The organism is Pseudoalteromonas caenipelagi (genome assembly GCF_013140855.1).
Classification (GTDB): Bacteria; Pseudomonadota; Gammaproteobacteria; order Enterobacterales; family Alteromonadaceae; genus Pseudoalteromonas; species Pseudoalteromonas caenipelagi.
Genome location: NZ_JABBPG010000001.1, coordinates 696,191 through 720,368, shown reverse-complemented (window position 1 = coordinate 720,368; position 24,178 = coordinate 696,191). Strand labels below are relative to the sequence as shown.

The window sequence follows — 24,178 nt, the reverse complement described above, 5'->3', positions numbered from 1 at the left end:
TAAGTGCAGTGAGCACAATTTTACGGCCAACCATCACCACCGCCGGATTGGAGGCGGTGTTTAATTCAGACAAAAATGGCTTTCAAGCCAAAATTAACAAAATCGGCTTAGGCACAGGTAACTACACGCCTGATCAAAGCCGCAGTGCATTACAAGCAGAAGTACATCGAATTTCAGTTGCCAGTGGAGAAGACAAAGGCAACGCACAAATTCATATGAGTGTGATTGACGACACGGACCATAACTTTTGGGTCAACGAAGTCGGCTTTTACTTAGAAGACGGCACCTTGTTTGCGGTTTATTCAAATCCTGATAAACCCATTGCTTATAAATCAGCCGAAGTCGATTTGCTACTGGCGTTTGACTTGGTGCTAACCGGTGTACCCGCTGACTCAATCACGGTGATTGACCAAGGCGTTAATCTCAACATTTTAATTGCCCCCGAGCTTGCCAAACTAGGCGCAGCACAAATCGGCAATATGGTCCGCCACCTCAAGCAAAAATTTGCGTTGATGGATGCGGGTGTACTTTAAATAATATTGTATCAATAAGTGAGAGGAAGGATAGCGATGCAGGAATTACAACAAATGATAATCAATGCGGAAACTGAACAAGGTAATGATAATACTCATACATTAGGAGCACAATGTGTGCCTTTAGCGTCTAAAGCCGCCTTTGAACAAGCCAAGCAGATCCAAAAAAGAGCACAATGTAAAGCAGCAAGAAGCCATGCATATCAAATGGAATCTGACGGACTTGCATTTAAATATCTGGCCATGCAAGCACAATATGGTGATAGTCACGAACAAACCGTTAGCGCTAAAAAACTATGGCTAGATGCACGTACTGCGATTCAGGCACGATATTGCGACGACTCACATTAGATACAAGCAGTAAATATACGAGGCCGCTTTTGAGCGGTTTTTTTATTTTTAAAAACCAAAAGGAAATATCATGGCATTAGAGCAAGATATTGGTCGCTTGATAGATTCAACCGATCGACTTACAGACACGGTAGACAGCAAGATTGCAGACATTACGAGCACGCTGAATCAAAAATCGCAAGAAATTGATAGTAGGCTTGCGGCTAAGGAGCAAGCCGTTGAGAGTAAAATAGCCAGTTTTCAAAAAGCGTTGCCATTGGCTCCGAACAACTTATCTGATACTAAGCTCTTTTCAAAAATTAACTCAGATCAAGATTTTGGCACACCAGTAGATGTGATGCAGTCTCATTCTGCGCCTTGGAGCTGCTTTTATTACCAAGGCACGGAGGGCACTGCAACGGTGACAAAGCTTACAAATAAAATGCTTTCAGAGCATGGCTTTGAGCCAAACAATGAATTTCATCGTGCTTTAGGTAACTACCGCTCAGATAATGACACTTATTACGGCAGTAATTTCAGAATTTTAGTATTCGATGTTGACCTAACCAAAGGGATGACTACGGATGAAAACTTAGGGCTGCTATTTGTTTTAAACCAAGGCTGCCCAACATTCACCGGTTGGAGTAAAGGGGAATTTTTAACTCAGGCTAGTTGCTGGGTTAACGTGCTTGAGCAATCGGGGAGTCTTGCGTTCTACCCGTCACAAAACCGTTCGGCAAATATTCGAGTTAGTGCCAATGATGTTGGCAAAGGCTGGCAGTACAAACATGCCACACGTACTGGTTGGGGGGGGTGCCATCAGCCTTACTTTAGAGGCTTAGGCAAAATGAAAGTGGCTATTGCTTTACCTTACGTTGGCACAGGCGATCATGGTGACAATATGATTTGGGCGGATAGCGTGGGTCACCCATATTCTCATACCGCCCCAGCATTAGATGAAGGAGCATAATCATGGCAGTACTAAAGCAAGTATCAACAAACAAAATTTTTGCTGGTGGTATTAAAGACGCCACTCACGCAGAACATATTGCAAAGCAAGCCGAAGTTGCAGCAGACGACTACGAGCTTATTTTTAATGAACAAGAAATACAAACGCTAAGACGCGCCCAGTATAGTAAAGAAAGTGATTACCTTTTCTTTGACTATATGGCAGCTGTGACTGAGTTTGGTGAATCATCAGAGCAAGCCACAGCCGCAAAAGACGCATGGCTGGCTCAGCGAAACGCCATCAAAGCAACTTACGCGAAACCTGAATAATTCTTAAACCTTAAACCTTAAACCTTAAACCAAACAAGCCCGCTTACTAGCTCAATCTTCCCATTTAAGTGTTATGAGATTCTGAAACAAGTTCAGAATGACGAATATGTGAAATATATCCCACATCGTCATCCTGACGAAGGTCAGGATCTTATACGCGACTGGTGTTTTGCTATGAGCGGGTTTTTTATTTTAACCCTGCCAATTTTGCAGTATGGCAAACCATGAGTTGGAGAAAACAAATGGCTTTAGAACAAGATATTGCAACGCTAGTCGGTAAAGCAGAAGAGCTTACCACCGTTGTAGAAAATAAAATTCAAGATATAGATGCAAGAGTCGCGAGTAAATCGGTAGAAGTAGACTCACTCATTACCAGCACCAATAGCAAAGTAGACGACAAACTAAACCAGCTTTCTATTATTGGTAATGGTGGCTATGGCTCCCGTGCTATCAATGTTGCTAACTTTTTTACCAATGATTCAGGTGTGACGAACCTACACTTTAAACTGCCATTTAAGGCCGATACAGACCATGCAATGTTTCATCTACACATAACAGGTTATGCATATGGAGAAGGAAAAATAGTAGATGCCACTCTAGTTGGCTATTGCTATAAAGTCGTCGAGAATGTCATTAACGTTGATACTGTAGGTACTCATACACCCCACGTTTATAAAGGTTCCGATGGTCATATTTATGGCCGCTTAAGCTTTACAAATCAATATTATTTAACCCTTTCAGTAGACACAATGCGGGTTGGCAATGGTCGATTGTATAAACACGGCGATATTGAAATTATTCGATCTGAGCAAGAAACACTATAAGGAGCATTATCATGGAAACAAATATCGCAACGCTAGTATCTGAACAGCAACAAGCAGAAATTTTAAAACAGCAGCAAACACAAACGTTTAGACATAATATCAATAAAAAAGTAGCTGACAGTGACTCTCTACTGGGCACCACCTCAGACACCACACACATCCTACTCAACGAGCTAAGTGGCTTTATCAACAAACTAAGCACTGCGCAAAGCCTTGCAGAAATGCGCGCGTCAACAGAGTCACTAAAAGCCGCCATTGGTGGTATCGAGCAACAAGTGACTGAGGGCAGCTTACAGTTCCCTTATCAAGTAAAAGGCCAAGCGCAAGTGATGGATGAAATCAGTCAACGTGCAAATGGTGTAAGCCAAGTGCTTAAGGGCGAATAAAACGCCTTGCAGCAGGTAACCCTGAACGTTTAGTCACGAGATCCTGAAACAAGTTAGTCATCCCGATGAAGGTCGGGATCTCCTAAGCGCACTGATGTGCACGCGTTTGTCATCCTGACGAAGGTCAGGATCTCCTTAGCGTAAGGTACTACTTGTCACACATAATTTGAAGGGCAGTCACAGATAGGGACGGTTCTCCTACCTAATCCGCAACCCTTTCAATTATTCCACTCCCAATTATCATGCTATCAACTTTGAGTGCTTTATGAGCTTAACCAATTTTAGTGCCATCGACTTAAATCAACTACCCGTGCCCGAGATTATTGAGCCACTTAGTTTCGAGGAAATAAAAACAGCCATTATGGCTGACTTTGCAACTCGTTATCCAGACGCACAGCTCAATTATGAAAGTGATCCAGTGGTAAAACTCATTGAAACGTTCACATATAGAGAGCTGTTAGTTCGTCAGCGTATCAATGAAGGCGCAGAGGCTGTTTTGCTTGCCAAAGCCAGCACTGAAGAATTGGACTTTTTAGGTCAGCGCTTTGGTGTTACGCGCGCTGTTATTAATCAGGCCAGTGATGATTTACCTGCAGATGAGATTGAATATGAAAGCGACGAACGTTTTCGTACACGCATTCAATTAGCATTAGAAGGGTTTAGCACCGCAGGCCCCGAAGGAGCGTATGCCTTTCATTGTTTTAAAGCGTCAAACCATATTCAAGATGTGTTTATTGAAGCGCCAGAGTTTGTGATGCTGTTGCCACCAGCGGAGCTTGCAGAACAAGTGCCAAGCGGCACTATGTTGCTAACCAACACTTATAATGCTGGACTTGAAAACCCTATGCCCGGTGACGTGGCAATTACTTTGCTCAGTGACGAAGGGGATGGCACACCATCAGATATGGTTATTGCAAAAGTCTACGAGGTGCTTAACCAAGACAATATTCGCCCTTTGACCGATAGGGTTAACTTACTCAAACCCACGGTTAAGCCATTTGCTATCAAAGCTAAATTGCACCTGTATCCGGGTATAAATAGCGACGAAATTCATACCTCGGTGATGGCAAACTGCAAAAACTGGCTAAAACAACATCGTAAATTTAACCATGATATTTCGCTGTCGGGTCTATATGCTGTTTTACACGGCGCCGGCGTGCAACGTGTTGAGCTGCTCTCGCCTACTAGTGATATTTTTGTTGCCGCAAACGAAGTGGCGCATTGCGAAAGTATAGAGGTATCAATTGAGGCACAGCGAGATGTCTGATGCTACACAATATGACCCATTATTGCCTGTAAGTAGTTCGCTGTTAGAGCATGGTTTATCGGGCGCAGCGGCGCGAATAGAAAAACTGCCGGTGCCCTTGCAGCACCTTTGGAACCCATGGCAGTGTCCTGCGCACTTTTTACCTTGGCTTGCCCATGGCTTGAGTGTAGATACATGGGATAGTAATTGGCCTGAGCATATTCAACGCCAAGTTATCGCAGACAGTGTACCGAGCCACAGAATTAAGGGCACATTTGGTGCTTTAAAACAATCACTCAGCGCACTAGATGCTGAGCTTGAGCTGCAAGAGTGGTGGCAAACTGGGGGCGCACCCCACACCGCAACCATCGTGGCCTTAGCCACTCATAACCTTGATGAAAATGGTGATACCTTTATCACCCCAAAACTGCAAGCCCAACTTTGGCGTGCAGTGGCGGCAAACAAGCCAGCCCGTACGCAAATAGACTTTCACATTGGCAATATAGTGCAAAACCAGCTGTATTTTTCGCCAGTGAGTACGGCCACACAAATTACCCAAGCAGCGCTTGAGCAAAATGCCGACGGGCAATTTGAGCAAAACAACCTGTATGTGAGTGCCAGAAATAACCACATTCAACTTGCAACGCAACAGCTTAGCCAAAATACAGAGTCGCTGTTAGAGCCTGTTACGGTTTATGCGAACAGTGGGGGTAATCAACTGCACATTGCACATAGTAGTTTAAAGCAAAATCAAGCTATTCAATTCGATATGTCTGACTTGTATGTCGATACAGTGTCAGGCAGTACCACATTTCAAATATTAACGATGGAAATAACATGAGTTCTTACCAACCTATCATTACACAGGCGGGCTTGAACGCCGCAGTGAATGCTAAAGAAAAAGGGTTGAGTGTGCACCTAAGCCATATTGCTGTGGGTGATAAAGGCTACACGCCGACCCGGACACAAACCCAGTTACAAAACGAACGCGACCGCGTGCCAACAGGCGAGGGCGTTGATTATAACAACGGCCAATTTAGGGTGTCGGGTAAATTTACCAGTGACACCAGCTATAGCGTCAAAGAAGTTGGCTTTTATTTATCAGACGGTACTTTATTTGCCGTTTGGTCACACCCTGAAAACGTGCTGTTTTACCTTACCCCAATGGCCACCGTGGTGCAGGGGTTTGACTTATTACTCAGTGCAGCACCGCATGATGCGATTACCGTGACTCATGATGGCGACTTGCGTCTGTATTACGACGATGTGTTTTTACATATGACCCAAGTACAAACCGAGATGCTGGCCTCGCAGCTAGAAACCAACCTCACCACCGTAAAACTTTATCAAGAACTTGCTCAAAAAGGAGTGCTGTAATGAGCACAATCGAACAACAAATTCAAAAACTCAATACCACCAATGCCGACTTAGCCAACAAAAGTAATGCACTAACTCAAGCTGTACAAAGCCAAATATCGCGTGTTGAAAAATCAGTAGTGGATGCTAAGAACGAGATGTCATCGGCAACTACCACCACACTTAATAAAGTAAAAAGCGATGCGGCTAAGGTAAACGCAGATATTCAAACGCGCATGGAAGAGGCGATTAAACCTTGGATGCCAGCCATGGCAAAAGTGCAGTTTGATGCCTTGCGTGAACAGCGCAAGCAGCAATATGCGGGCAGTGGGTTTGTTGAGTGGGGCAAGCATCACACGGATTTAGAACATGTGAATGACGGTATGTGGATGTATCAGTCAACAACTGCGTGGCGAAATAAAATTGCTCTTGGTCGCGGGGATAGTTTGTACGATTACCCAGTTGTCGTCATTGACGGCGTTATACACCAGCTTTTCGGAACGTGGGATGCTGAAAATCCACTCGAAATGACAAGAGTTTTACTCCCAGATGCACCCGATGGCACCAAAACCTATGACTCAGCCACAGGCACAGTTACGCAGCATAGCGATGCACAAGCGGCTTTTTCATCAGAAACAGCGACCAATAAAGTTATCACCACACGTAAAGACCTTGTATTTTTAGAGTCTTGGCGTGAAGACATCAGTGAAAAGGATGTGGTTTACCCACTTGGCAATGTGCAATATGGTGCAAGCAACTATGAAGGCATTGCACTCGTTAATAATTTGGTGGCACAAGGCTACTGCGCGTTTGGTGAGTGGGACCAAAATACCAAGGGTTATGGTGTTAAATGGTCATCACTGACTGATGAGCAAAAAACTGTATTTTTAAGTGGTCCAGAACACAATATTTATTATGATGCTAAAGCAAATAAGCTTGTGCAAGTACGTTATCGTATGCGTGTGGTAGAAGGAGTAAGTGATTCATGGAAGGTAACTAGACCTAGCGACGGTGGATCTTCTTACAATAAATTTCTTGGTATTCATGGTAAACCTAACTCAATTATTGGTAGCAGATTTGGCTATACGGGGAATGATCGAGATTTAGTGGAATATAATCCTGCGGCGTATTCTGTTTTTGTGACCCCTAATAATTTAGATTCACCAGGATATCCAGATGTGGGCAGGTTCACAACTGAGGGAATAGATAAGGGCTTTGCTCTTCCAATCGCCCTCGTTCAACGCCTAAACCAAGGCGCATATCACCCAGTTTATAACCCAATGGGCACCGCACAGTTTACCCAAACCAATGTTGCTAATTTTCATTGGAATACGTTGCCAAGTAACTATTATCCGAGTAAAGCAGGGTGCTTTGAATTACCAACACCATCTCGTATAGGCCGTCATACTACACACGGTGCGTTGTCATCAGGTCAAACAGGTCGACCAGGTAGCTATAAATATCACGATGCAATTTATGCAGGTCAAGTAGAAGACTTGCGCTTAAATTCCAATAAGCTAAATAAGCAACAATTGCTACATGAGTCTATGCAAAAAGCCATTACAGGTCAGTTGCGTGCCAAGGGCAAGATACCGTTTACATTAATCAACAGTGATTATTGCCATGACTCTGAGATGACTATTTATCTGGATATAAAAAATGATAATGCTAATCTGCTAACTAAAAACTTACCGCTATTCAATCGGGACAGATATTTTGCCTATCGGGACAATGATAAGTTTGATATTGACTCTGTTTTAATCAAGTTTTTAGACTACGGTGACACTGATTTAGGTACCTATGGTGGCGGCCACCCGTTGAATACTTGGATTCAAGTTGATAGAGGCTGCTTACTAAATAGCCGTAACCACATTGCATTGGTTAACCCAAACAATAACAGTGCTAATTGGATTAGCTCTGGACGGGCCAGCACTATTCGAGCTCAGATCATCATGCCAACGCAGTACCAAGGATGTGAGTTTGATGTGTTGCCCTATGTCGATATCATTGGCTCAGCCGACAACATAGCCGCAACTTTTCCAAATGGCGTCGTGGGCCAGTGGAACCCAAATCATATTCCAGACGGCTCAGGTGAGCGCTTCGCGTTAACGAAAAAAGCAGTATCTGGCGATAACGATTTAGTAACTTTTTATAACGGTGAGCAGTGGGAAAGCAGTGAAAGTGCGATGAACCTTGTTGCCCAAAGTAACTCTATTTCACACCCTACTATATTTGCACAAGATAATGTGGCGTTATATTACTATGAGACAAAAGCTAACAGTACAACACCTGCATCGCTAAGTTCACTCGTCAGTGATGTTAGCAAAGTATGGTGCGGTAATGATGCGCGAGCGTCATTTGGTGCCAATTTACAAACGAGTTTGCTTGATAAAGTACCCACTTCAATAACATATACCACTAATGCCAGTGTGCCACTAACTCAGGCGAGTATACTGGGTAATGGTTTGGTTCGTGATGAAGAGCCAAAACATGCGCTATTGCCGCATTTAGGTGGTGTGCTAGGTAATATAGGCTGTAAAGCGCTTTACTCACTCACGGTAAAAAATGGTTTGTACTATGTGCAGTTTAACGGCAGTGAGTTGAAGTTTGACAAGCCACAAGTACAGGTGATTGATTCGACCAATCTTGGAACCGATATGGTGAAAGGTCAGGTGTACTTTGTTAAAAACAAAGCCGGTACAACGGTGATGGACGGCCAATATTGGTACTGTGCCACAGACTCTACAGTTGATTGGAATAATGATGTTTGGCTTAAAAAACCAAATGGCAGCATAAGCGCCAAAGGACTCGATAGAAACGAGTACTTAATCCCTTATGAAGAAACCTCTTGGGGAGACGATCAAGCTATTCCATTGGTCAATGGTGAAGATGTTAAAACCGACCTTAACGGCAATACGGTTAAAGTGTTCTGTCATCATAGTCAATTCCCAATTGGCATTGCCCATAACAACTAAGGTTGAATTATGACAGAACATACACTTGGCTTAACTGTAATGTAATTATCAACAGTTACTTTGCCACTAAGCCTATATATCTAATTCCCATAAATTAACACAGCGGTCAAACTTGACCGTTTTTTGTCCCTAAATTTGATTAGAATCATTTCATCATCGAAGAAGTAAGCATTCAGCTTACTTCATCCTTTTTAATTTACAAAAAACATTACCACTTATTGTCGCACTGTTAGTTGCGGCACGAATACCTGTATTTAAATCACCCTATTACTTTTAGGAATCACTATGTCTCAATCCACATCACATAAGTTTTATTTAGTAGAAGAAACAGAGTATGGCGTTACGCCAGCGTCGGCACAGTTTATTGAAGTGCCAATTACAGGCACAACTTTGGGCCTAACAAAAAACACCAGTCAATCGAACACCATTCGTAGCGACCGTCAGATCTCTGACTTTAGAGACGGTACTCAGCAAATTGGTGGTGACATCAAAGCTGAATTACAGTGGCAAGCCATCGACATGTTGCTAGCAGCGGCTGTATGCGGTGATTGGGAAGCCGACAAGCTAAAAAGCGGCACAAAACGTCGCAGCTTTAGCATCTTACGCCACTTTACGACATTGTCAGCAGCAGATAAGCCATACCAACTTTATCGTGGTATTGAGCTTAACAATATCAATATTCAGTTGGGCACAGAAGGTGTAACAACCGCAACATTTAGTGCAGTAGGTAAATCGGTTGAAGCATTATCTGAGTTGCCAGCGGGTGCTACGTTAAAAGCCACGGCAGCCGTACCGGCGGTAGATACCTTTAACGGTCAGGTTACTGAAGGCGGCGAAAACCTAGCCATTGCGACTGAACTTGGGTTTACCCTTGAAAACGGCATTGAGCCGCGTTTTGTGATTGGCTCAAGCGAGACAATTCGTCCATCAATTGGTTTATCAAACCTAACTGGTACGCTGGGTGTTTACTTTGAAAACCACGCCCTGCTTGAGAAGTTTTTCAACGGTGAGCAGTCAAATATCAGTTTTTCGATGACTGATCCTACGGGCAACCAATATGTTGTGAGTGTGCCAAACCTGCGCTACACAGGTGGTCAGCCTGATGTAGAAGGCACGGGTGCAATCATTGTATCACTGCCATTCCAAGGCTTGCTGTCAGAAACAGAAGGCACCAATTTAATTATCGAAAGGAAAGCAAAAGCATGAGCATGATGGAAGATTTTTTTACCCGCGAAAAAGCCAACGAAGGCATTAAAGTGCCACTGACTTTACCGGATGGCTCGCAATCAGAGCATTACATCGTAGTACGTGGTATTGACTCAGATGCGTTTAGAGATGCAGAAACCCTAGCCAAACGCAACGCTATGGCTTTTGCTACCATTGAAGACGAAGCAAAACGTGCAGAGGCGTTTGCTGATGAGCGTTTAGGTTTAATCGCTGCATTGGTGGCCGATTGGTCATTTGATGAACCTTGTGAACTTGAAACCGTTAAAAAGTTTTTGCATCAAGCGCCGCAAATTTGCGAACAAATTGATAAAGTTGCGGCCAAACGTGCGCTTTTTTTCGCCAAAGGGTTGAGCAGTTCGCCGACTACGCCAAAAGCGAGTTCCAACTAAACACCATACCTAAAGGCGCACGCTTAACCCGTAAACAAGCGCTTAAACAGGTCTGGAAAACCACAGGTCACAAGCCAGCCGAACTGGCAGAGCAAGTTGCTCTGCCAGACGAGCTGGCTTATTTATGGCAATGGTATTTAGAGCTGAAAAGCGACAAACCTATCAATTTTACCGAAATTTACCACTGGTCATCTCTAACGCGTAAACACCTCCGCTCCTGGGAGGTCGATCTTTTGCGCTCAATAGACCGAATTTATTGGAGTGTCATGCATGGCAACTAACGCTGAGCTTTCCCTATCGTTGCTAATTAAAGAAACCACGAGCGCAACGCGTGAACTCTCAAAGCTTGAAGAGCAAGTAAAAAAGTCCGCAAGAGCAACGTCTGATTTTGCTGATGATGTAGATTGGGCTAAAAAATCTCTAGCGGGCTTTTTATCGCATATTAAAGGCGCGAGTAAAAATCTCACATGGCTACATCAAGATTTTAAAACTGCAAAAAAATCAGCTTCAAACTTTGGCAAAGAAGCAGGTAAGTCGTTTAGCCAACTAGAGCAAAGCTCAGACAAAGCCAAAGGCAGACTTGCAGCTTTAGAAGATCAACTTCGAAAGAATATTAAAGCAAGTAAAGATCTAAACTCGTCTATGGGCGCTAGCGGCTCAGCAAGCAGCAGTGTTAGTGCTGCCAGTAATAAAAAAGTTGGAGGCTCACCTTTTAAAAAATCACTTGCGGGTATAGGCAGTTTTGCAAAAGGTGTTGCAGGTGCTGCCGGGGCTCCATTGTTGTTAGCTGATGCTGTGGTTGCAGCAGGTCAAAAAACGATAGCTGTAACGTCTCAATTTGAAGCGCTTGAAGCGAGAATCAATGTTGTTGCAGCGAGCTCTGAAAAAAGCAAAGAGATTTTCCACAATCTCAAAGAAATGGCAGAAGAAACGCCACATAATATAGATCAAACCACCAATTCTTTTTTAGCGCTTTACAACAACGGTTTAATACCGACTAAAGAGGCGATGACTGCCTATGGTGATATAGCAAGTGCCATGGGTATGAGCTTACAAGATGTTGCAAATAATGTAATTAATGCGACGTCTGACAATGCGAAAACTCAAGCTGATGCATTTGCAAACCTTGGCATAAATGCGAAGGAAACCAAAGATGGCTTAGCGCTTACTTATAATGGTGTTACGACTAACATCAAAGATAATGCTGAGAGTATACAAGGGTACTTCAATCAGTTAGCTCAAAACAACTTTGCCGGGGCAATGGCTGAGCAAATGGGAACAATGGGTGGTGAGGTTGCCCGTTTTAAGTCTGAGTGGGATGAGCTGTTTTTAAATATCGGCTCGGGAGGAGTTGGCGATGCTATAAAATCTGCATTTAGTGTAGGAAGTGATGCTTTAGATACGTTTAATGACTCATTGGCATCAGGTCAGTTAGGAAAGTACTTTGATGCTTACATAGGTCCGTTGAAAGCGGGCTTTAGCGGTCTTTATCAGTACACCATGGGAGATGAGTTAGAAGCAGCATTAAATGGAGCTTCAAGTTTTTTCTCTAAAGCGTATGAAAAATGGGGAGGAGATGCCAAAGAAGGCCTGAAGAAGCTTGGTGTAAACTACTTGCTAATTCCCCAGAGTATCAGTTCTGCGCTCGGTATGGCACGCAAAGAATTCGATCATTGGATGAATTACTTTGATACGGCGACAGACTATACCTTTACCAGTATCAAGAATGACCTTTCGTCGGCCAGTGAATCATTAATGCTCGAGTTTAAAAACTCGATTGGTGCATTGAATCCTTGGTCTGATTCATTTGATTATGAAGAAGAGAAAAAGAAGGTTGCGCAAAATAAGGTTCAAAGAGATGAGGAACTTAAAAACCTCAGAGGTAACAAATCTGAAAAGCTTGATGAATTTGACAGTAGCACATTTGAAGAGCGCATTAAGAAATCTTGGGATGAAGCGCTAAAGCAAAGAGAAAAGGTCACAGAAGAACTTTATAAAAAGCTTGATGAAGCACAAAAGCTTGGCGAGGCCTACGACAAAAAAGGCGAAAATTACGATAAGGCAAAAAACAATACTGAAATTGGTTTAAAACCTGCGAAAGGTCCAAAAGCAAGCTCTGGATTAACTAGCGCAGGGGCAAAAAACGATGTGCAAACAATTGTTAGCGCATTAGACCCAAAAAGTGACAATACATCTGCGCAAAAAAACGCCGAAGAAACAGAAAAGCTGCTGACACAAAGCTGCGAGCGTCAACGTGGAATAGTAGAAAGCTCAGAAAATCAGCAAACACAAATTCAAACAGACTTAATTAAAAAGCGCCATGAAAAGATTATTCAGCTTGAAAGGCAGAAAAATGCGCAGCTTGCCAGTGAAGCTTCAGGTTTTATGTCTCAGTTGCAAAATTTGGGTGACTCGCTCAATGGTGACTTAACAAACCCTGAAAATGTTGAAGCATCTGTGCAGGCCATGGTTGAAGTATATGAGTCAGGTAAAAATATCATTGATGAGTTGTTTTTAGGAACAGGGGAAGAAGAGGATCCTGAACAAACCGATGAACAGGATTCTTCGGTCATTGAAGCCCAAAACGAAGAAAAGCTTGCCGCAACTCAAGCGCTTGCAGAAGAACAAGCCCAAATTGAGGTGGACCAAACCAAGCAAAAAAATAAGGCCATGGCAGATATCGAGCGTGAGCAGCAGTCGCAGCGTTTAAATCAGGCATCGGACTTCTTTGGTGGGGTAGCCAGCGTGGCCGCCGCATTTGGTGGCAAACAATCAAAAGCGGCAAAGGCCGCGGCAATCGCGCAAACGACAATTAAAACGTATGAATCGGCAACCAACGCTTATGCCTCTTTAGCGGGTATTCCGTATGTAGGACCTGCTTTGGGCATCGCTGCGGCAGCCGCTGCGGTGGCTGCCGGTATGGCTAACGTTCAGGCGATTAAATCAACCAATTACTCAGGTGCCTATGACCATGGTGGTCTGATCCCCGCCGGTAAAATCGGCCTAGTGGGTGAATATGGGCCTGAACTTATTGCAGGCCCGGTTAACGTCACCAGCCGTCGCACCACCGCAGGGTTGAATACGTCAAATAGTGCAGCAGAACAAACACCACAAAACATCGATAAATCAGTCAAATTTAATTACGTCATCAATGCCAATGATAGTGAGGGCGTTGCGCAAGTAATGAAGCGTGAGCGCGCCAAAATCATGCAAGATGTACGTTATGCAATGGAGTCAGGAGAATGGGATTAACCGCATTAACACAAATTGCTAAAGCAAAAATCTCTTCAGAAACAAAAACCTTAGTCACCAAAAACAAATACAGTTTTACCCGTCAGGTACGTCAGCTCGGCCAACCGCAAAGGTGGCGCATTAAGCTCACTTCAACGGCGATGCCTTATCAAGAGGCCATGGCGGTGTATGCAGAAGTGGCAAGCTTAGATGGGGTATTTGAAAAAACCAAGTTGCCAAACCCGCTACCACAAATTGGCAGTGTGTTGAGTGCAAAAACTGCAGAGTCAATTTCGCAAGGTGAGAGCTCGGTACGTGTTGCGGTGTCTGCAAAAGGAGAAGGCGTGGCATTTTCAGCAGGTGACTTTATTCAGTTTTTAGGTCACCACAAGGTATATCAGGTTACGGGGTTTAATAGCGACGCAGACATTATTCACTTTTATCCCAAGTTGAAAACGAATGTGGCGGGTAACAGCGCGATTCAATGTGGCGAAAATGTACAGTTTTTAGTGTACAGCGATGATGATGATACGGAGATCTCTATTTCAGCTGGCCGACCCATTCCTGTGAGCGTAGAGCTGGTGGAGGTAACGCAATAATGTCTACAGCATTAAAACAAGCGCTTGCTGGTGATTATCAATTTTGCCATTTACTGAAAATCCAATTCGATTGGGGTCCAATATATATGACCGATGCGGATGAAGATATTAGCTATGGTGGCAACATTTACCTTGCTGGCATGCTAAAAAGTTTCAGTTCGGTAAAACACAGTAGCGGTATTCGCATTGGTGATTTAAAGCTTAATTTTAATGCTTTGGACTCAGCCGTAGTGGCCTTAGGTCTTGGCGAAAAGTGGATGAACCGTCGTGTTGAGTTATCCAAGCTGATCATCACAGATGCACCCGTAGGGGCTTTGTCTTTGTACAAAGGGCTTATTGCAAAAATGGATATGAACTCGTCTGGCACCATGAGCTTTACCGTCAGCTCTATTTGGGCCGATTTTGAAAAATCCGCAGGTCGGCAAACAAATACCGCAAGTCATCAGAAGTTTTTTCCAAATACCGATCCGTTTGAGCACACGCCTTTCTTAACAGATTCAGTGCCTTGGGGTAAAGAAGGTGATGGCACGGTGAAGTCTCGTTCTGCCAAATCGAGCTTTGAAGCACCGAAAAATAAGCGCAATAACAACCAGCAGCAGGAGCCATAGCATGGGTTTTTTAGGTAATATCGTTAGCGGCTTTTTTAAGATTTTGGGGGTCGATTTAGAGCCGCAACCTCAAAAGCAAGTACAAGGGGTCGATTTTACAGCACCTGCAACTGACGCTGCTATACCTGTATTTTATGGAGAAGTAAAAAGAACAGGTGGTACGATTATCTACCGCGCGACGAATGATGTGGTGCGAAATGATGTAGAAAATGAGCTACTTCACCTTATCATTGTTTGGGGTGAAGCAAATGGCGCAACAGTAAAGCAGATTTACATTGATGATGAGCCAATCACATCTGATAAGTTCCATGATGAGGGGGCACATTGGTGGGCTTATACACGTAATATTGAGGGGGGGCGTTATTCTGACCCTCTTTTAAACGCTAGCGGCTGGTCTCCTGACAGAAACTTACCCGAAGGCTTGTTGTATAGCTATGTACGTTTAGAGATGGGCGCTGATGACCCTGTTTTTACTTCAAGGCCAAACATTACCGCAGACATTGAACAAACGCGTATCCATGATGTACGAACTGGAACTAAAAGTAATGTTACCTCTAACCCTGCGCTGCAACTATATGATTATTTAACCAACACCCGCTATGGCAAAGGGTTACCCAGCTCTGACCTAGATGTCGAAAGCTTTAAACGTGCCGCCAATATTTGTGATTTGCAGGTAGAGAGCTATGAGGGGGGAGCAACCATCCCGTTGTACACCTCTAATGTGCGACTTAATACCAGTAAATCAGTAAAAGCCAATTGTGAAATGCTTTTGGCTTCGATGCGTGCCAGCTTACCTGTGGTTAATGGCAAACTAACGTTAGTGCTTGAAGAAAATAAGGCGCCGATATCATGGGAGGCCAATGAACAAACCATTGTAAGTGATATTGAGGTTAACGATGCCTCAAAAAAGGATCGCTACAACCAAGTAACGGTTCAGTACTATGATGAAAAGCGCAATGGCAAGCTACAAGATGCTGTATTTCCAGAGCCAAGCAGTGCGATTGATACGCAATGGTTAGCCCAAGACAACGACATTCGTTTAACCAAAAAAGTAAAAATTGAAACGCTCAACAGCTTCTATGAAGCAAAGCGTATTGCGGAGTTTATTGCGCGTAAAAGTCGTGAACAGTTAAGCATTAAATTTACGGCTCGTGATGATGCGGCTTTACTGGCAATTGGTGACGTTATTCGCGTTAGTGATGAGTTGCTAGGGTTTGATAAAAAGCCTTTTGTACTCAATGATATGGTGCTTAATGGCAGTGGCGAAGTTGACTTAAGCTTAGTTGAGCATCAGCCCAGTCATTTTTCATGGGAGCCGAGTGCACCACAAACAATCATCGAAGATACCGTATATCGCTCACGAAAGCCGGATGCCCCAGCAGGATTACAAGCCAGTGTAGGAGAGGATAATACCCTAAAGGTTGAATGGCAATCAGCGTCAAATGACTTTGAGTACCAAGTTCGCAGGAATGGTAAAGTTGTAAAATCAGGTAATACGACCTTACATGACATCTCGTTAGCGCTGGATGCAGGTGAGTACCAAATCAGTATTTATGCGGTCAATATACTCGGCTATCGAAGTAGCGCAGCGACTTTGTTGTTTACTGTTGCAGAGCCGGCGGTACCTACTGTTGAAATCACCTCGCTCACACCGACAAGTGTTGTGCTGTATGCAACTACAACAGGCGCATCCACGCAAACCAATTATGAGTGGCAGTTTGCAGGGGAAGGTGAGCAAAAAACCGTTATCTCCCAAGTGCTCACCGTTTCTTCATTACTACCTTCAAAAAGCTACCAAGGACGTGTTAGAACCTTGAATGCGGCAGGCAAAAGCCAATGGAAGAGTTTTGATGTTAAAACTGCCGATTTAGCAACTTATGAGCACAGCACCGCGCTTGTATTTGAGATGAGCCAAAGCCCAAATTGGATAGGTATGGGTGTTGGTTGGCAGCCTGAGGGCATAGTGAACCAAGTTCGCGTATCACTTCGAGATTTGCAAACTCAACAAGAGTTAGCATTTCAAACCTTACAGGTTGAGTTGAGCGATGATGGTGTGCTGTATGGTGCTTTAGGTGAAGAAAAAGGCAATGTAACAGACAGTGAGCTAGCAATTGAATTTTTGGCTCAGGCCACCAGCAACTTAATTGTTGAAGCTCGCCACGAGTTGCAAGTTGTTAGGCAGGCATTTTCAGTATCTGGGCTCAGTGTTAACGAATTAAAAGAAACGCAAGAGAAGATAAGAGAAATTGATGATCTTGCCAATAGTATTCTTGAACAAGCATTGGATACTGAGCAAGTTTTCGAGGCCGATTTAACAAGTACGCTTACTTTAGAGGAAAAAACCGCCAAAACTAACGCAAGAATTAATGAGGCTGTTGCAGTTCAAGCTGATGAAAATCAAGCATTGGCTACAAGAGTGAGTGAAGTTAAGGCCTTGGTCGGTGAAAACAATGCTCAGATAGTCAATGTTGAGCAGTCCCTTGCAGATAAAGAACGCGCTATTGCAACAAACATCAGGCAAGTGGAAGCACAGGTTGTGCAGAACAAAGCGCAAATAGTCAGTGTAGAGCAAGCTTCTGCCACACAAAATCAAGCGCTTGCGAATAAAATTAGTGAGGTTAAAGCAGTTGTAGATGGCAACAGTGCGCAGATAGTTAACGTTGAGCAATCGTTAGCAACCAAAGAGCAAGCGCTTGCCACAAAAATTAGCGGCCTAACCTCTGAAGTTGCACAAAACAAGGCTGATGTGCAGCACTATTATATTACCAAAGCGGATGCACAAAGCGCTGTCTCACAGGCTAAAACTGAGCTAGAAAGTAAAGTTAATAGTAATCGCGCTTATCTAGATCAAACTTTTTACACCGCAGCGCAAACAAATAGTGTAATTAGTGCCAAAGAGAGCTCCTTGCGCTCTGAATTCAATGGCGACATATCTAGCCTTGCAAGTAATACGTATACGAAAGTAGAAACTGAGAAGGCAATAGGCTTAAAAGCTCAGTCTTTATCGACAGAGTTTGGCGGGAAAATTTCCAAGCTGGGTGATATTTATTTCTCAAAGACGGACTCAAATGGTGCTTTAGCCTCGTTTGTCAAAAACGTTAGTGTAGAAACTGACTCGGGTACTGCGAGCGTATTTCAGCTTATGACTACGCATGCGAGGAAGTTGGATGAACAAGGGAACCAAATAGACGAGCTAGATGCGCGGGTTTCAATTGGTGTAGACGTTAATAACCATGTAACAGGGCTCACGATAACACCCGGGCGAATGCAGGTAAAAGCTGGCGTTTTTGAATTACTCGATAATAGCAATAACAGTGCTGTGTATTTTGATAGCAGCGCGGGGAAATATAAGTTTAACGGGCATATTAATGCGAGTAGCGGGTCGTTCACTGGGCATGTTAACGCAACCAGTGGGTCGTTCACCGGCAACGTGTATGCTAATAGCGGTATATTTAAAGGAAGAGTTGAAGCTGATAGTGGAACGTTTAAGGGTAAGGTTGAGGCAACGAGTGGTACTTTTAGAGGTAAAGTTGAAGCGTCTAGTGGTGTAATTAGTAATGCAACTTTACGATCATGTACATGGGATTCGGGTGGAAGCAGTACCGTTACAGCGAGTTCAGGTATGCTTGCTATTAAGCAAGATGGGGTCCTTAACGCCAGGTTTATGGCGAATGGGGAAGGTTTTCTGCGTAACCTATATGTCTGGGATAATGGCAAGCCAGAAGATGTTTGGGGTATTGCAATTAAATATCATAGTAACGCTATTCACGTCGACGCGTCTTCTTGGGCCCTTTATGCAAAGAATGGTGAAATAGGACCTCACACATCTGCTCATGAAACACTCCTACCCAAAGAGTTAGAGCCAGAACCCGGTGATATTCTTTGTGATGATGAGCTTATGCACATTGCAAATATCTCAAATGCAATTTGTACGGCAAAACTATCGAGCACACCGATGGACATTACAGTGCGAGGTATTTACACGCGTCGTCGAGTGCTTACAGACTCGCAACCTGCTGGCCTAGTCGGCTTTGAAGAGTGGGAGCAACTGGCCTACCTGTACGATATAGCAAGCATCAACGCAGGTGGTGAAGGCGCAATGAATGTCTGCGGCGAAGGTGGCAATTTACAAACTGGCGATTTAATTTGCTCAAGTTCCATGCCTGGCAAAGGGATGCGTCAACCAACACAAAGTGAAGAGCGTTACACCATCGCTCAAGTACGTCACAACGTCACATTTGACTCTCCTGATCAAATCAAACAGGTCGCAGTAATTTATAAAAGAGGATAATTATGGCCTATTCAATTGGCAAAATTAGCGTTACTAAAAATAACGCGACGATCACGGGTGTGCATACGCAATTTATTAGCGTGGCGAAAGTACAAACGGGAGATCTCGTTTATTTAAGGCTAAATCAACAAAATCAGATACTTCAAGTTGCCCAAGTGATCAGTGATACACAATTGCGTTTAGCTTTGCTCGATGGGCAGAGGTTTAACCCGCAAGAAAGTGGCAGTGAACTGCCTTATGGTTTGGTTCAAAATTTCAATAATTCGACACCTGCGCGTTTGGCAAAAAGCTTAACAGAGCTGCAAACAAAGTGGCATCGCCGTGAAAAGGAGCTGACGGGTTGGTTTCAAAGTAATGAAGCTACATTCCCTGTTACCAATTTTTTAGGTGAACAAAGCGAAATAGCAACGCCAGCTGAAATTAATCGCAATGCAGTAAAAGTAGCGCAATTAATTGAAGAGCTAGAAGCCATGGTGGCCTCTATAGCACAAGCAGCACAAAATGCAGATGATGCAGCAGCATCAGCCAGCGCTGCTGCAGCAAGTAAGATAGCTGCGAAAACCAGCGAAAACAATGCAGCAGCGTCTAAAGTGGCAGCCAAAGCCAGTGAAGATGCAGCTAAGGCAAGCCAAAGCGCAGCGGCGGGCTCTGCGATTAGTGCAGGGCTAAGCAAATCGGCAGCAGCATCAAGTAAAGCTGCGGCAGCTGATTCTGCAGCTGCAGCACTTGCCAGCGAAGATGCCGCAAAAGTCAGTGAAACCGCAGCAGCCAGCTCAGCGAGCAGCGCAGCGAGTAGCAAAACAGCAGCGGCGTCAAGCCAATCGGCAGCGGCCAGTTCTGCAAGTAGCGCCGCGGCAAGTAAAGCGGCGGCTAAAACCAGCGAAACCAACGCAGCGGCATCTAAAGTGGCGGCTAAAGCCAGTGAAGATGCCGCCAAAGCAAGCCAAAGCGCAGCGGCGGGTTCAGCAACAAGTGCGGCTAGCAGCAAGTCAGCAGCCAAAGCCAGCGAAGATAAAGTAGCCGAGCATGCAGCTGCAGCACTTGCCAGCGAAGACGCCGCAAAAGTCAGTGAAACCGCAGCAGCCAGCTCAGCGAGCAGCGCAGCGAGTAGCAAAACAGCAGCGGCGTCAAGCCAGTCGGCTGCGGCCAGTTCTGCAAGTAGCGCCGCGGCAAGTAAAGCGGCGGCTAAAACCAGCGAAACCAACGCAGCGGCATCTAAAGTGGCGGCTAAAGCCAGTGAGGATGCCGCCAAAGCAAGTCAAAGCGCAGCGGCGGGTTCAGCAACAAGTGCGGCAAGCAGTAAATCAGCTGCTAAAGCCAGTGAAGATAAAGCGGCCGAGCATGCAAGTGCGGCACTTGCCAGCGAAGATGCGGCAAAGGCTAGTGAAACCGCAGCAGCCAGCTCAGCGAGCAGCGCAGCGAGTAGCAAAACGGCAGCGGCATCAAGTAAGTCCGCAGCGGCCAGTTCCGCAAGTAGCGCCGCGGCGAGTAAAGCGGCGGCTAAAACCAGTGAGACCAATGCGGCAGCATCTAAAGTGGCGGCTAAAGCCAGTGAAGATGCCGCCAAAGCAAGCCAAAGCGCAGCGGCTGCTTCAGCAACAAGTGCGGCAAGCAGTAAGTCAGCAGCCAAAGTCAGTGAAGATAAAGCGGCCGAGCATGCAAGTGCGGCACTTGCCAGCGAAGACGCGGCAAAGGTCAGTGAAACCGCAGCAGCCAGCTCAGCGAGCAGCGCAGCGAGTAGCAAAACGGCAGCGGCGTCAAGTAAGTCCGCAGCGGCCAGTTCTGCAAGTAGCGCAGCAGCTAGCAAAGCGGCGGCAAAAACCAGCGAAACCAATGCGGCAGCATCTAAAGTGGCGGCTAAAGCCAGCGAAGATGCCGCCAAAGCAAGCCAAAGTGCAGCGGCGGGTTCTGCGATTAGTGCGGGGTTGAGCAAATCGGCGGCGGCATCAAGTAAAGCCGCAGCTGCTGAGTCAGCCGAGGCAGCGCTTGGTAGCGAAGAAGCGGCCAAGGCCAGCGAAACCGCAGCAGCAAATTCTGCAAGTAGCGCAGCGAGTAGTAAAACCGCAGCAGCCTCTAGTCAATCAGCGGCAGCCAGCTCAGCCAGCGCTGCAGCTACAAGTAAAGCTGCGGCGAAAACCAGTGAAACCAATGCCGCATCATCGGCTACGGCAGCCGCTGCGAGTAAAGCGGCAGCCAAAACCAGTGAAAGCAATGCAGCGCAATCGGCTGCAACGGCACAAGCCAGTCAGGTTGCGGCAAAAGCCAGTGAAGATAGTGCTGCAAATTCTGTTGTTGAGGCACAGTCAATTCGTAATGAAGTGGCAGAAATTGCAGGGGGCACAGCACCTGATTCACAGCGCTTAGGAGGCAAAACCAAAGAGGAAGTAGTCAGTGAAGCGCGTGCAGGACTGCAAGCAGCAGATAGCAAATTACAGCGCTTGGTGGACTCTGAGTTCGACTTTACTCACGGTAATGACTTTAGACTTAGAGGTGGTCGTGCGCTTGTAGCTCACACGCCCGAGATGCTGTACGTCAACTACAATGGCGATTTTTCTAATGTATCCGCCAAAGGCGCGTGGGCGTTTTCTGACTCTGTAAAAGTAAGTGGCGTCACTTTAGAAACTACGACCGGTGAATATGGTGACAAGGCGTTTAAAGTCTCAAATGGCAGGGGGTATCTAAAATTAGGTGCGCAAAATGACAACTTTTGCCACTATGAGACCGATAGACCCAACCATTGGTTTAACAAGGAATTAAAAGTTAAGGGCGACATTTACGCAGGGGAAGGTTATAACCAACGGGTTTATCATGAAGGCAATAAGCCCTTAGCTTCAGATGTAAAAGCATTACCTTCTATCTCTGGTCGTACGCCACTTGTGACTAAAAGTGAGTTTAAAACGATTGCAAAAGTAACGGGGGCAGAGCTTGCCTCAATGATCCGGCTAAACTTAAAAGGAACGACTGATAGCACGGTTGTTGCGTTTTCGGCTGAAATCATAGTCAATCATCACAGTGATTTTACAATCAAGTCGCTCAGTGGGCCTTACTCACAAGTTACTTTACGTCTGCTTTCAAATACCAATGAACACTTTTTAATCCAAGCAAAAGTTGACACTCCAAGTGCCATTGCTATGAACATAACTGTACAAAGTTATGGGCAGGAAGTGATAGAGATTGGTGACTTTAATACCGAAGGTTATCCTCAAGAGTTTATACATGAAGGAACAAAGTCAGGTATTGCCCTAAGCTCAGCTGATAACCGAGAAGCTACTATCACGGTGCAAGGTAACCAAGTCTACCACGAAGGTCATAAACCCACACCAAGCGAGATTGGTGCCGTTGCTAAGGGTGAAAGTATTGATTTAACTAATCAAGCACTTCGCTGGGTAGAAAACTCTGATGGTGCTGCGATTGGATTTCAAAATACCTCGGACCAAGATACCAATAGTTACCTGTATTTTGAAACCTCAGATAACTTAAATGAATATTTTAGATGGCAACACAGAAGTGGAAGCTCAATCACTGAGTGGATGTCACTAAAAGACTGGGGGCTTAAGGTAAAAGGTTATGTTACAGCCTCGGGGCTGGCAATTAATGGTAATGCAACCTTTGATAACGGCGACAATACCACGGTAAATATTCGCGCCAATGACAGTGGCGCTGCGGTACTTAATGTATGCGCTGAAGTGGATGCACAAACAACTGGCATTGTGTATGTGGGGCAAAGCCCAAATCACGGTGGCGGTATTGAATACAATGGTGACAATAGTCCAGTGACCAGCGGCTCAGGGGCAGATTATTTTACCCTATTCAGACGCTCTAGCGGACAAACTCATTGGACTGCTAGAAACTTACATTTGAGTAACGACTGGGAATTTAGAGGTAAGGTCAAGGCAGCTGCATTACAAGAAGGCGATAAGTTACTTAGCAATAAATACCACGGCAAAAGCGACAAGCTCGCGCGTTTTGAAAGCTCACATGTTGATACCAATAGCGGGCAAGATCTTAAAATCCGTGATAAACGCGCTTTAGTTGGGGCTACTGATCAGTTGTACATCAACTATGGAAGTGACTGGTCAAAAGTTGCCGCAAATGGTGAATGGGCATTTACTGGGGATGTAAAAGTCAGTGGCGACTTAAAAATGTCGGGCACTGATAGCTATATATGGTCACCAAACACGGCCAATGGCTATACCGGTATTTACGACTCGCACACTAACAAAGTGGCCATGAAGTATACCAACAGCCAAGCCTTTGACTTTGGTGCTGATATTAATATCAGCAAAAACAACCCGTGGCTGACATTGGACAGTAGCTCTAGCGGCTCGAATACCAATGAGCAGGCTGCGGGTATCTCAATTGGTGAGTCTGGTCGAGATAACTCAGCGTCACTGCATTTGAGCTATATAGGAGATGGTTACTCATATATTGGTATGGGGAACTTAGGATCAGACAATATAGCTGACAACTGGGCTATGCAGATGAATTATCAAAGTCGCTGGGTTAAGTTTCGCAGTGATATTCAACTTCAAGACTCAAATACCAAGCTTGCAAAAGGTGTGAGCAATACAGTCAGAGCCATCACCAATAATGGTTATGTTGATATAGGGCCGCAAAACAGCAATTGGTGTCATTTTGATACCGACAGAGAAAAGTTTTACTTTGGCAGGCCTACTTATGTCAAAGGCGATATTTACGCAGGTCCCAACTACAACCAAAAAGTGATCCACCAAGGTAACTTTAATCAACAACTTCAAGCATCAGCAAATCAAGTAACTTCTGGCGATAGCCAAAAATTTGCCGGTAAAACCGAACAAGAGTGGCAAGACTATATTCAAGACCCAGTCAGAGCCGCTGTGGCTGCAACTAACCCAATTGCTGCCGCATTTATCTAATTTTTATTAA

The 24,178-nt window shown here is 44.8% G+C and carries 18 protein-coding genes; all 18 read left to right on the top strand.

The features are described from left to right. Window positions 1-8: 8 nt before the first annotated feature. Window positions 9-533 (top strand): phage tail-collar fiber domain-containing protein, encoded by a 525-nt coding sequence (locus tag HG263_RS03070; RefSeq protein ID WP_171624599.1) that lies wholly within the window; start codon window positions 9-11, stop codon window positions 531-533. A 36-nt stretch (window positions 534-569) separates the two neighbouring features. Continuing rightward, complete coding sequence (locus HG263_RS03065; RefSeq protein ID WP_171624598.1) at window positions 570-884, top strand: hypothetical protein; 315 nt, start codon at window positions 570-572, stop codon at window positions 882-884. Between the two features lie 70 nt (window positions 885-954). After that, a complete protein-coding gene (locus HG263_RS03060) occupies window positions 955-1,833 on the top strand; it encodes a hypothetical protein (RefSeq protein WP_171624597.1) in 879 nt (292 codons plus the stop codon). Between the two features lie 2 nt (window positions 1,834-1,835). Next, complete coding sequence (locus tag HG263_RS03055; RefSeq protein WP_171624596.1) at window positions 1,836-2,141, top strand: hypothetical protein; 306 nt, start codon at window positions 1,836-1,838, stop codon at window positions 2,139-2,141. A 242-nt stretch (window positions 2,142-2,383) separates the two neighbouring features. Next, on the top strand, window positions 2,384-2,965 hold the full coding sequence (locus HG263_RS03050) for a hypothetical protein (protein ID WP_171624595.1): 582 nt from the start codon (window positions 2,384-2,386) through the stop codon (window positions 2,963-2,965). Between the two features lie 11 nt (window positions 2,966-2,976). Beyond that, a complete protein-coding gene (locus tag HG263_RS03045; protein WP_171624594.1) occupies window positions 2,977-3,351 on the top strand; it encodes a hypothetical protein in 375 nt (124 codons plus the stop codon). A 265-nt stretch (window positions 3,352-3,616) separates the two neighbouring features. Further along, window positions 3,617-4,618: a baseplate assembly protein gene (locus tag HG263_RS03040; RefSeq protein ID WP_171624593.1), complete on the top strand. Its 1,002-nt coding sequence runs from the start codon at window positions 3,617-3,619 to the stop codon at window positions 4,616-4,618. Further along, a complete protein-coding gene (locus HG263_RS03035) occupies window positions 4,611-5,438 on the top strand; it encodes a phage tail protein I (RefSeq protein WP_171624592.1) in 828 nt (275 codons plus the stop codon). The genes HG263_RS03040 and HG263_RS03035 overlap by 8 nt, the downstream gene beginning before the upstream one ends. Next, complete coding sequence (locus tag HG263_RS03030) at window positions 5,435-5,974, top strand: phage tail-collar fiber domain-containing protein (protein WP_171624591.1); 540 nt, start codon at window positions 5,435-5,437, stop codon at window positions 5,972-5,974. Before HG263_RS03035 ends, HG263_RS03030 begins: the two co-directional genes overlap by 4 nt. Further along, window positions 5,974-8,928 (top strand): hypothetical protein, encoded by a 2,955-nt coding sequence (locus tag HG263_RS03025; RefSeq protein WP_171624590.1) that lies wholly within the window; start codon window positions 5,974-5,976, stop codon window positions 8,926-8,928. Before HG263_RS03030 ends, HG263_RS03025 begins: the two co-directional genes overlap by 1 nt. A 285-nt stretch (window positions 8,929-9,213) precedes the next feature. After that, complete coding sequence (locus HG263_RS03020; protein WP_171624589.1) at window positions 9,214-10,134, top strand: phage tail tube protein; 921 nt, start codon at window positions 9,214-9,216, stop codon at window positions 10,132-10,134. Then, entirely contained in the window at window positions 10,131-10,544 is a 414-nt protein-coding gene (locus HG263_RS03015) for a hypothetical protein (RefSeq protein WP_171624588.1), read from the top strand. The genes HG263_RS03020 and HG263_RS03015 overlap by 4 nt, the downstream gene beginning before the upstream one ends. Window positions 10,545-10,549: 5 nt before the next feature. Then, complete coding sequence (locus tag HG263_RS22795; protein ID WP_439331978.1) at window positions 10,550-10,825, top strand: phage tail assembly chaperone; 276 nt, start codon at window positions 10,550-10,552, stop codon at window positions 10,823-10,825. Next, window positions 10,815-13,796 carry a tape measure protein gene (locus HG263_RS03010; protein WP_171624587.1) on the top strand — a complete coding sequence of 994 codons (2,982 nt, stop codon included), beginning with the start codon at window positions 10,815-10,817 and terminating at the stop codon, window positions 13,794-13,796. The genes HG263_RS22795 and HG263_RS03010 overlap by 11 nt, the downstream gene beginning before the upstream one ends. Further along, on the top strand, window positions 13,787-14,374 hold the full coding sequence (locus HG263_RS03005; RefSeq protein ID WP_171624586.1) for a hypothetical protein: 588 nt from the start codon (window positions 13,787-13,789) through the stop codon (window positions 14,372-14,374). The genes HG263_RS03010 and HG263_RS03005 overlap by 10 nt, the downstream gene beginning before the upstream one ends. Next, window positions 14,374-14,982, top strand: a complete 609-nt coding sequence (locus HG263_RS03000; RefSeq protein WP_171624585.1) for a baseplate hub domain-containing protein — start codon at window positions 14,374-14,376, stop codon at window positions 14,980-14,982. The genes HG263_RS03005 and HG263_RS03000 overlap by 1 nt, the downstream gene beginning before the upstream one ends. Window position 14,983: 1 nt before the next feature. Next, window positions 14,984-19,273 (top strand): phage tail protein, encoded by a 4,290-nt coding sequence (locus HG263_RS02995; protein WP_171624584.1) that lies wholly within the window; start codon window positions 14,984-14,986, stop codon window positions 19,271-19,273. Between the two features lie 2 nt (window positions 19,274-19,275). Then, window positions 19,276-24,168 carry a hypothetical protein gene (locus HG263_RS02990; protein WP_171624583.1) on the top strand — a complete coding sequence of 1,631 codons (4,893 nt, stop codon included), beginning with the start codon at window positions 19,276-19,278 and terminating at the stop codon, window positions 24,166-24,168. The last annotated feature ends 10 nt before the right edge of the window (window positions 24,169-24,178 follow it).

Bases quoted from the DNA above. Each gene is read 5' to 3' on its own strand.
- HG263_RS03065 (WP_171624598.1), top strand. From the start codon at position 570: ATGCAGGAATTACAACAAATGATAATCAATGCGGAAACTGAACAAGGT.
- HG263_RS03060 (WP_171624597.1), top strand. From the start codon at position 955: ATGGCATTAGAGCAAGATATTGGTCGCTTGATAGATTCAACCGATCGA.
- HG263_RS03055 (WP_171624596.1), top strand. From the start codon at position 1,836: ATGGCAGTACTAAAGCAAGTATCAACAAACAAAATTTTTGCTGGTGGT.
- HG263_RS03050 (WP_171624595.1), top strand. From the start codon at position 2,384: ATGGCTTTAGAACAAGATATTGCAACGCTAGTCGGTAAAGCAGAAGAG.
- HG263_RS03045 (WP_171624594.1), top strand. From the start codon at position 2,977: ATGGAAACAAATATCGCAACGCTAGTATCTGAACAGCAACAAGCAGAA.
- HG263_RS03040 (WP_171624593.1), top strand. From the start codon at position 3,617: ATGAGCTTAACCAATTTTAGTGCCATCGACTTAAATCAACTACCCGTG.
- HG263_RS03035 (WP_171624592.1), top strand. From the start codon at position 4,611: ATGTCTGATGCTACACAATATGACCCATTATTGCCTGTAAGTAGTTCG.
- HG263_RS03030 (WP_171624591.1), top strand. From the start codon at position 5,435: ATGAGTTCTTACCAACCTATCATTACACAGGCGGGCTTGAACGCCGCA.
- HG263_RS03025 (WP_171624590.1), top strand. From the start codon at position 5,974: ATGAGCACAATCGAACAACAAATTCAAAAACTCAATACCACCAATGCC.
- HG263_RS03020 (WP_171624589.1), top strand. From the start codon at position 9,214: ATGTCTCAATCCACATCACATAAGTTTTATTTAGTAGAAGAAACAGAG.
- HG263_RS03015 (WP_171624588.1), top strand. From the start codon at position 10,131: ATGAGCATGATGGAAGATTTTTTTACCCGCGAAAAAGCCAACGAAGGC.
- HG263_RS03010 (WP_171624587.1), top strand. From the start codon at position 10,815: ATGGCAACTAACGCTGAGCTTTCCCTATCGTTGCTAATTAAAGAAACC.
- HG263_RS03005 (WP_171624586.1), top strand. From the start codon at position 13,787: ATGGGATTAACCGCATTAACACAAATTGCTAAAGCAAAAATCTCTTCA.
- HG263_RS03000 (WP_171624585.1), top strand. From the start codon at position 14,374: ATGTCTACAGCATTAAAACAAGCGCTTGCTGGTGATTATCAATTTTGC.
- HG263_RS02995 (WP_171624584.1), top strand. From the start codon at position 14,984: ATGGGTTTTTTAGGTAATATCGTTAGCGGCTTTTTTAAGATTTTGGGG.
- HG263_RS02990 (WP_171624583.1), top strand. From the start codon at position 19,276: ATGGCCTATTCAATTGGCAAAATTAGCGTTACTAAAAATAACGCGACG.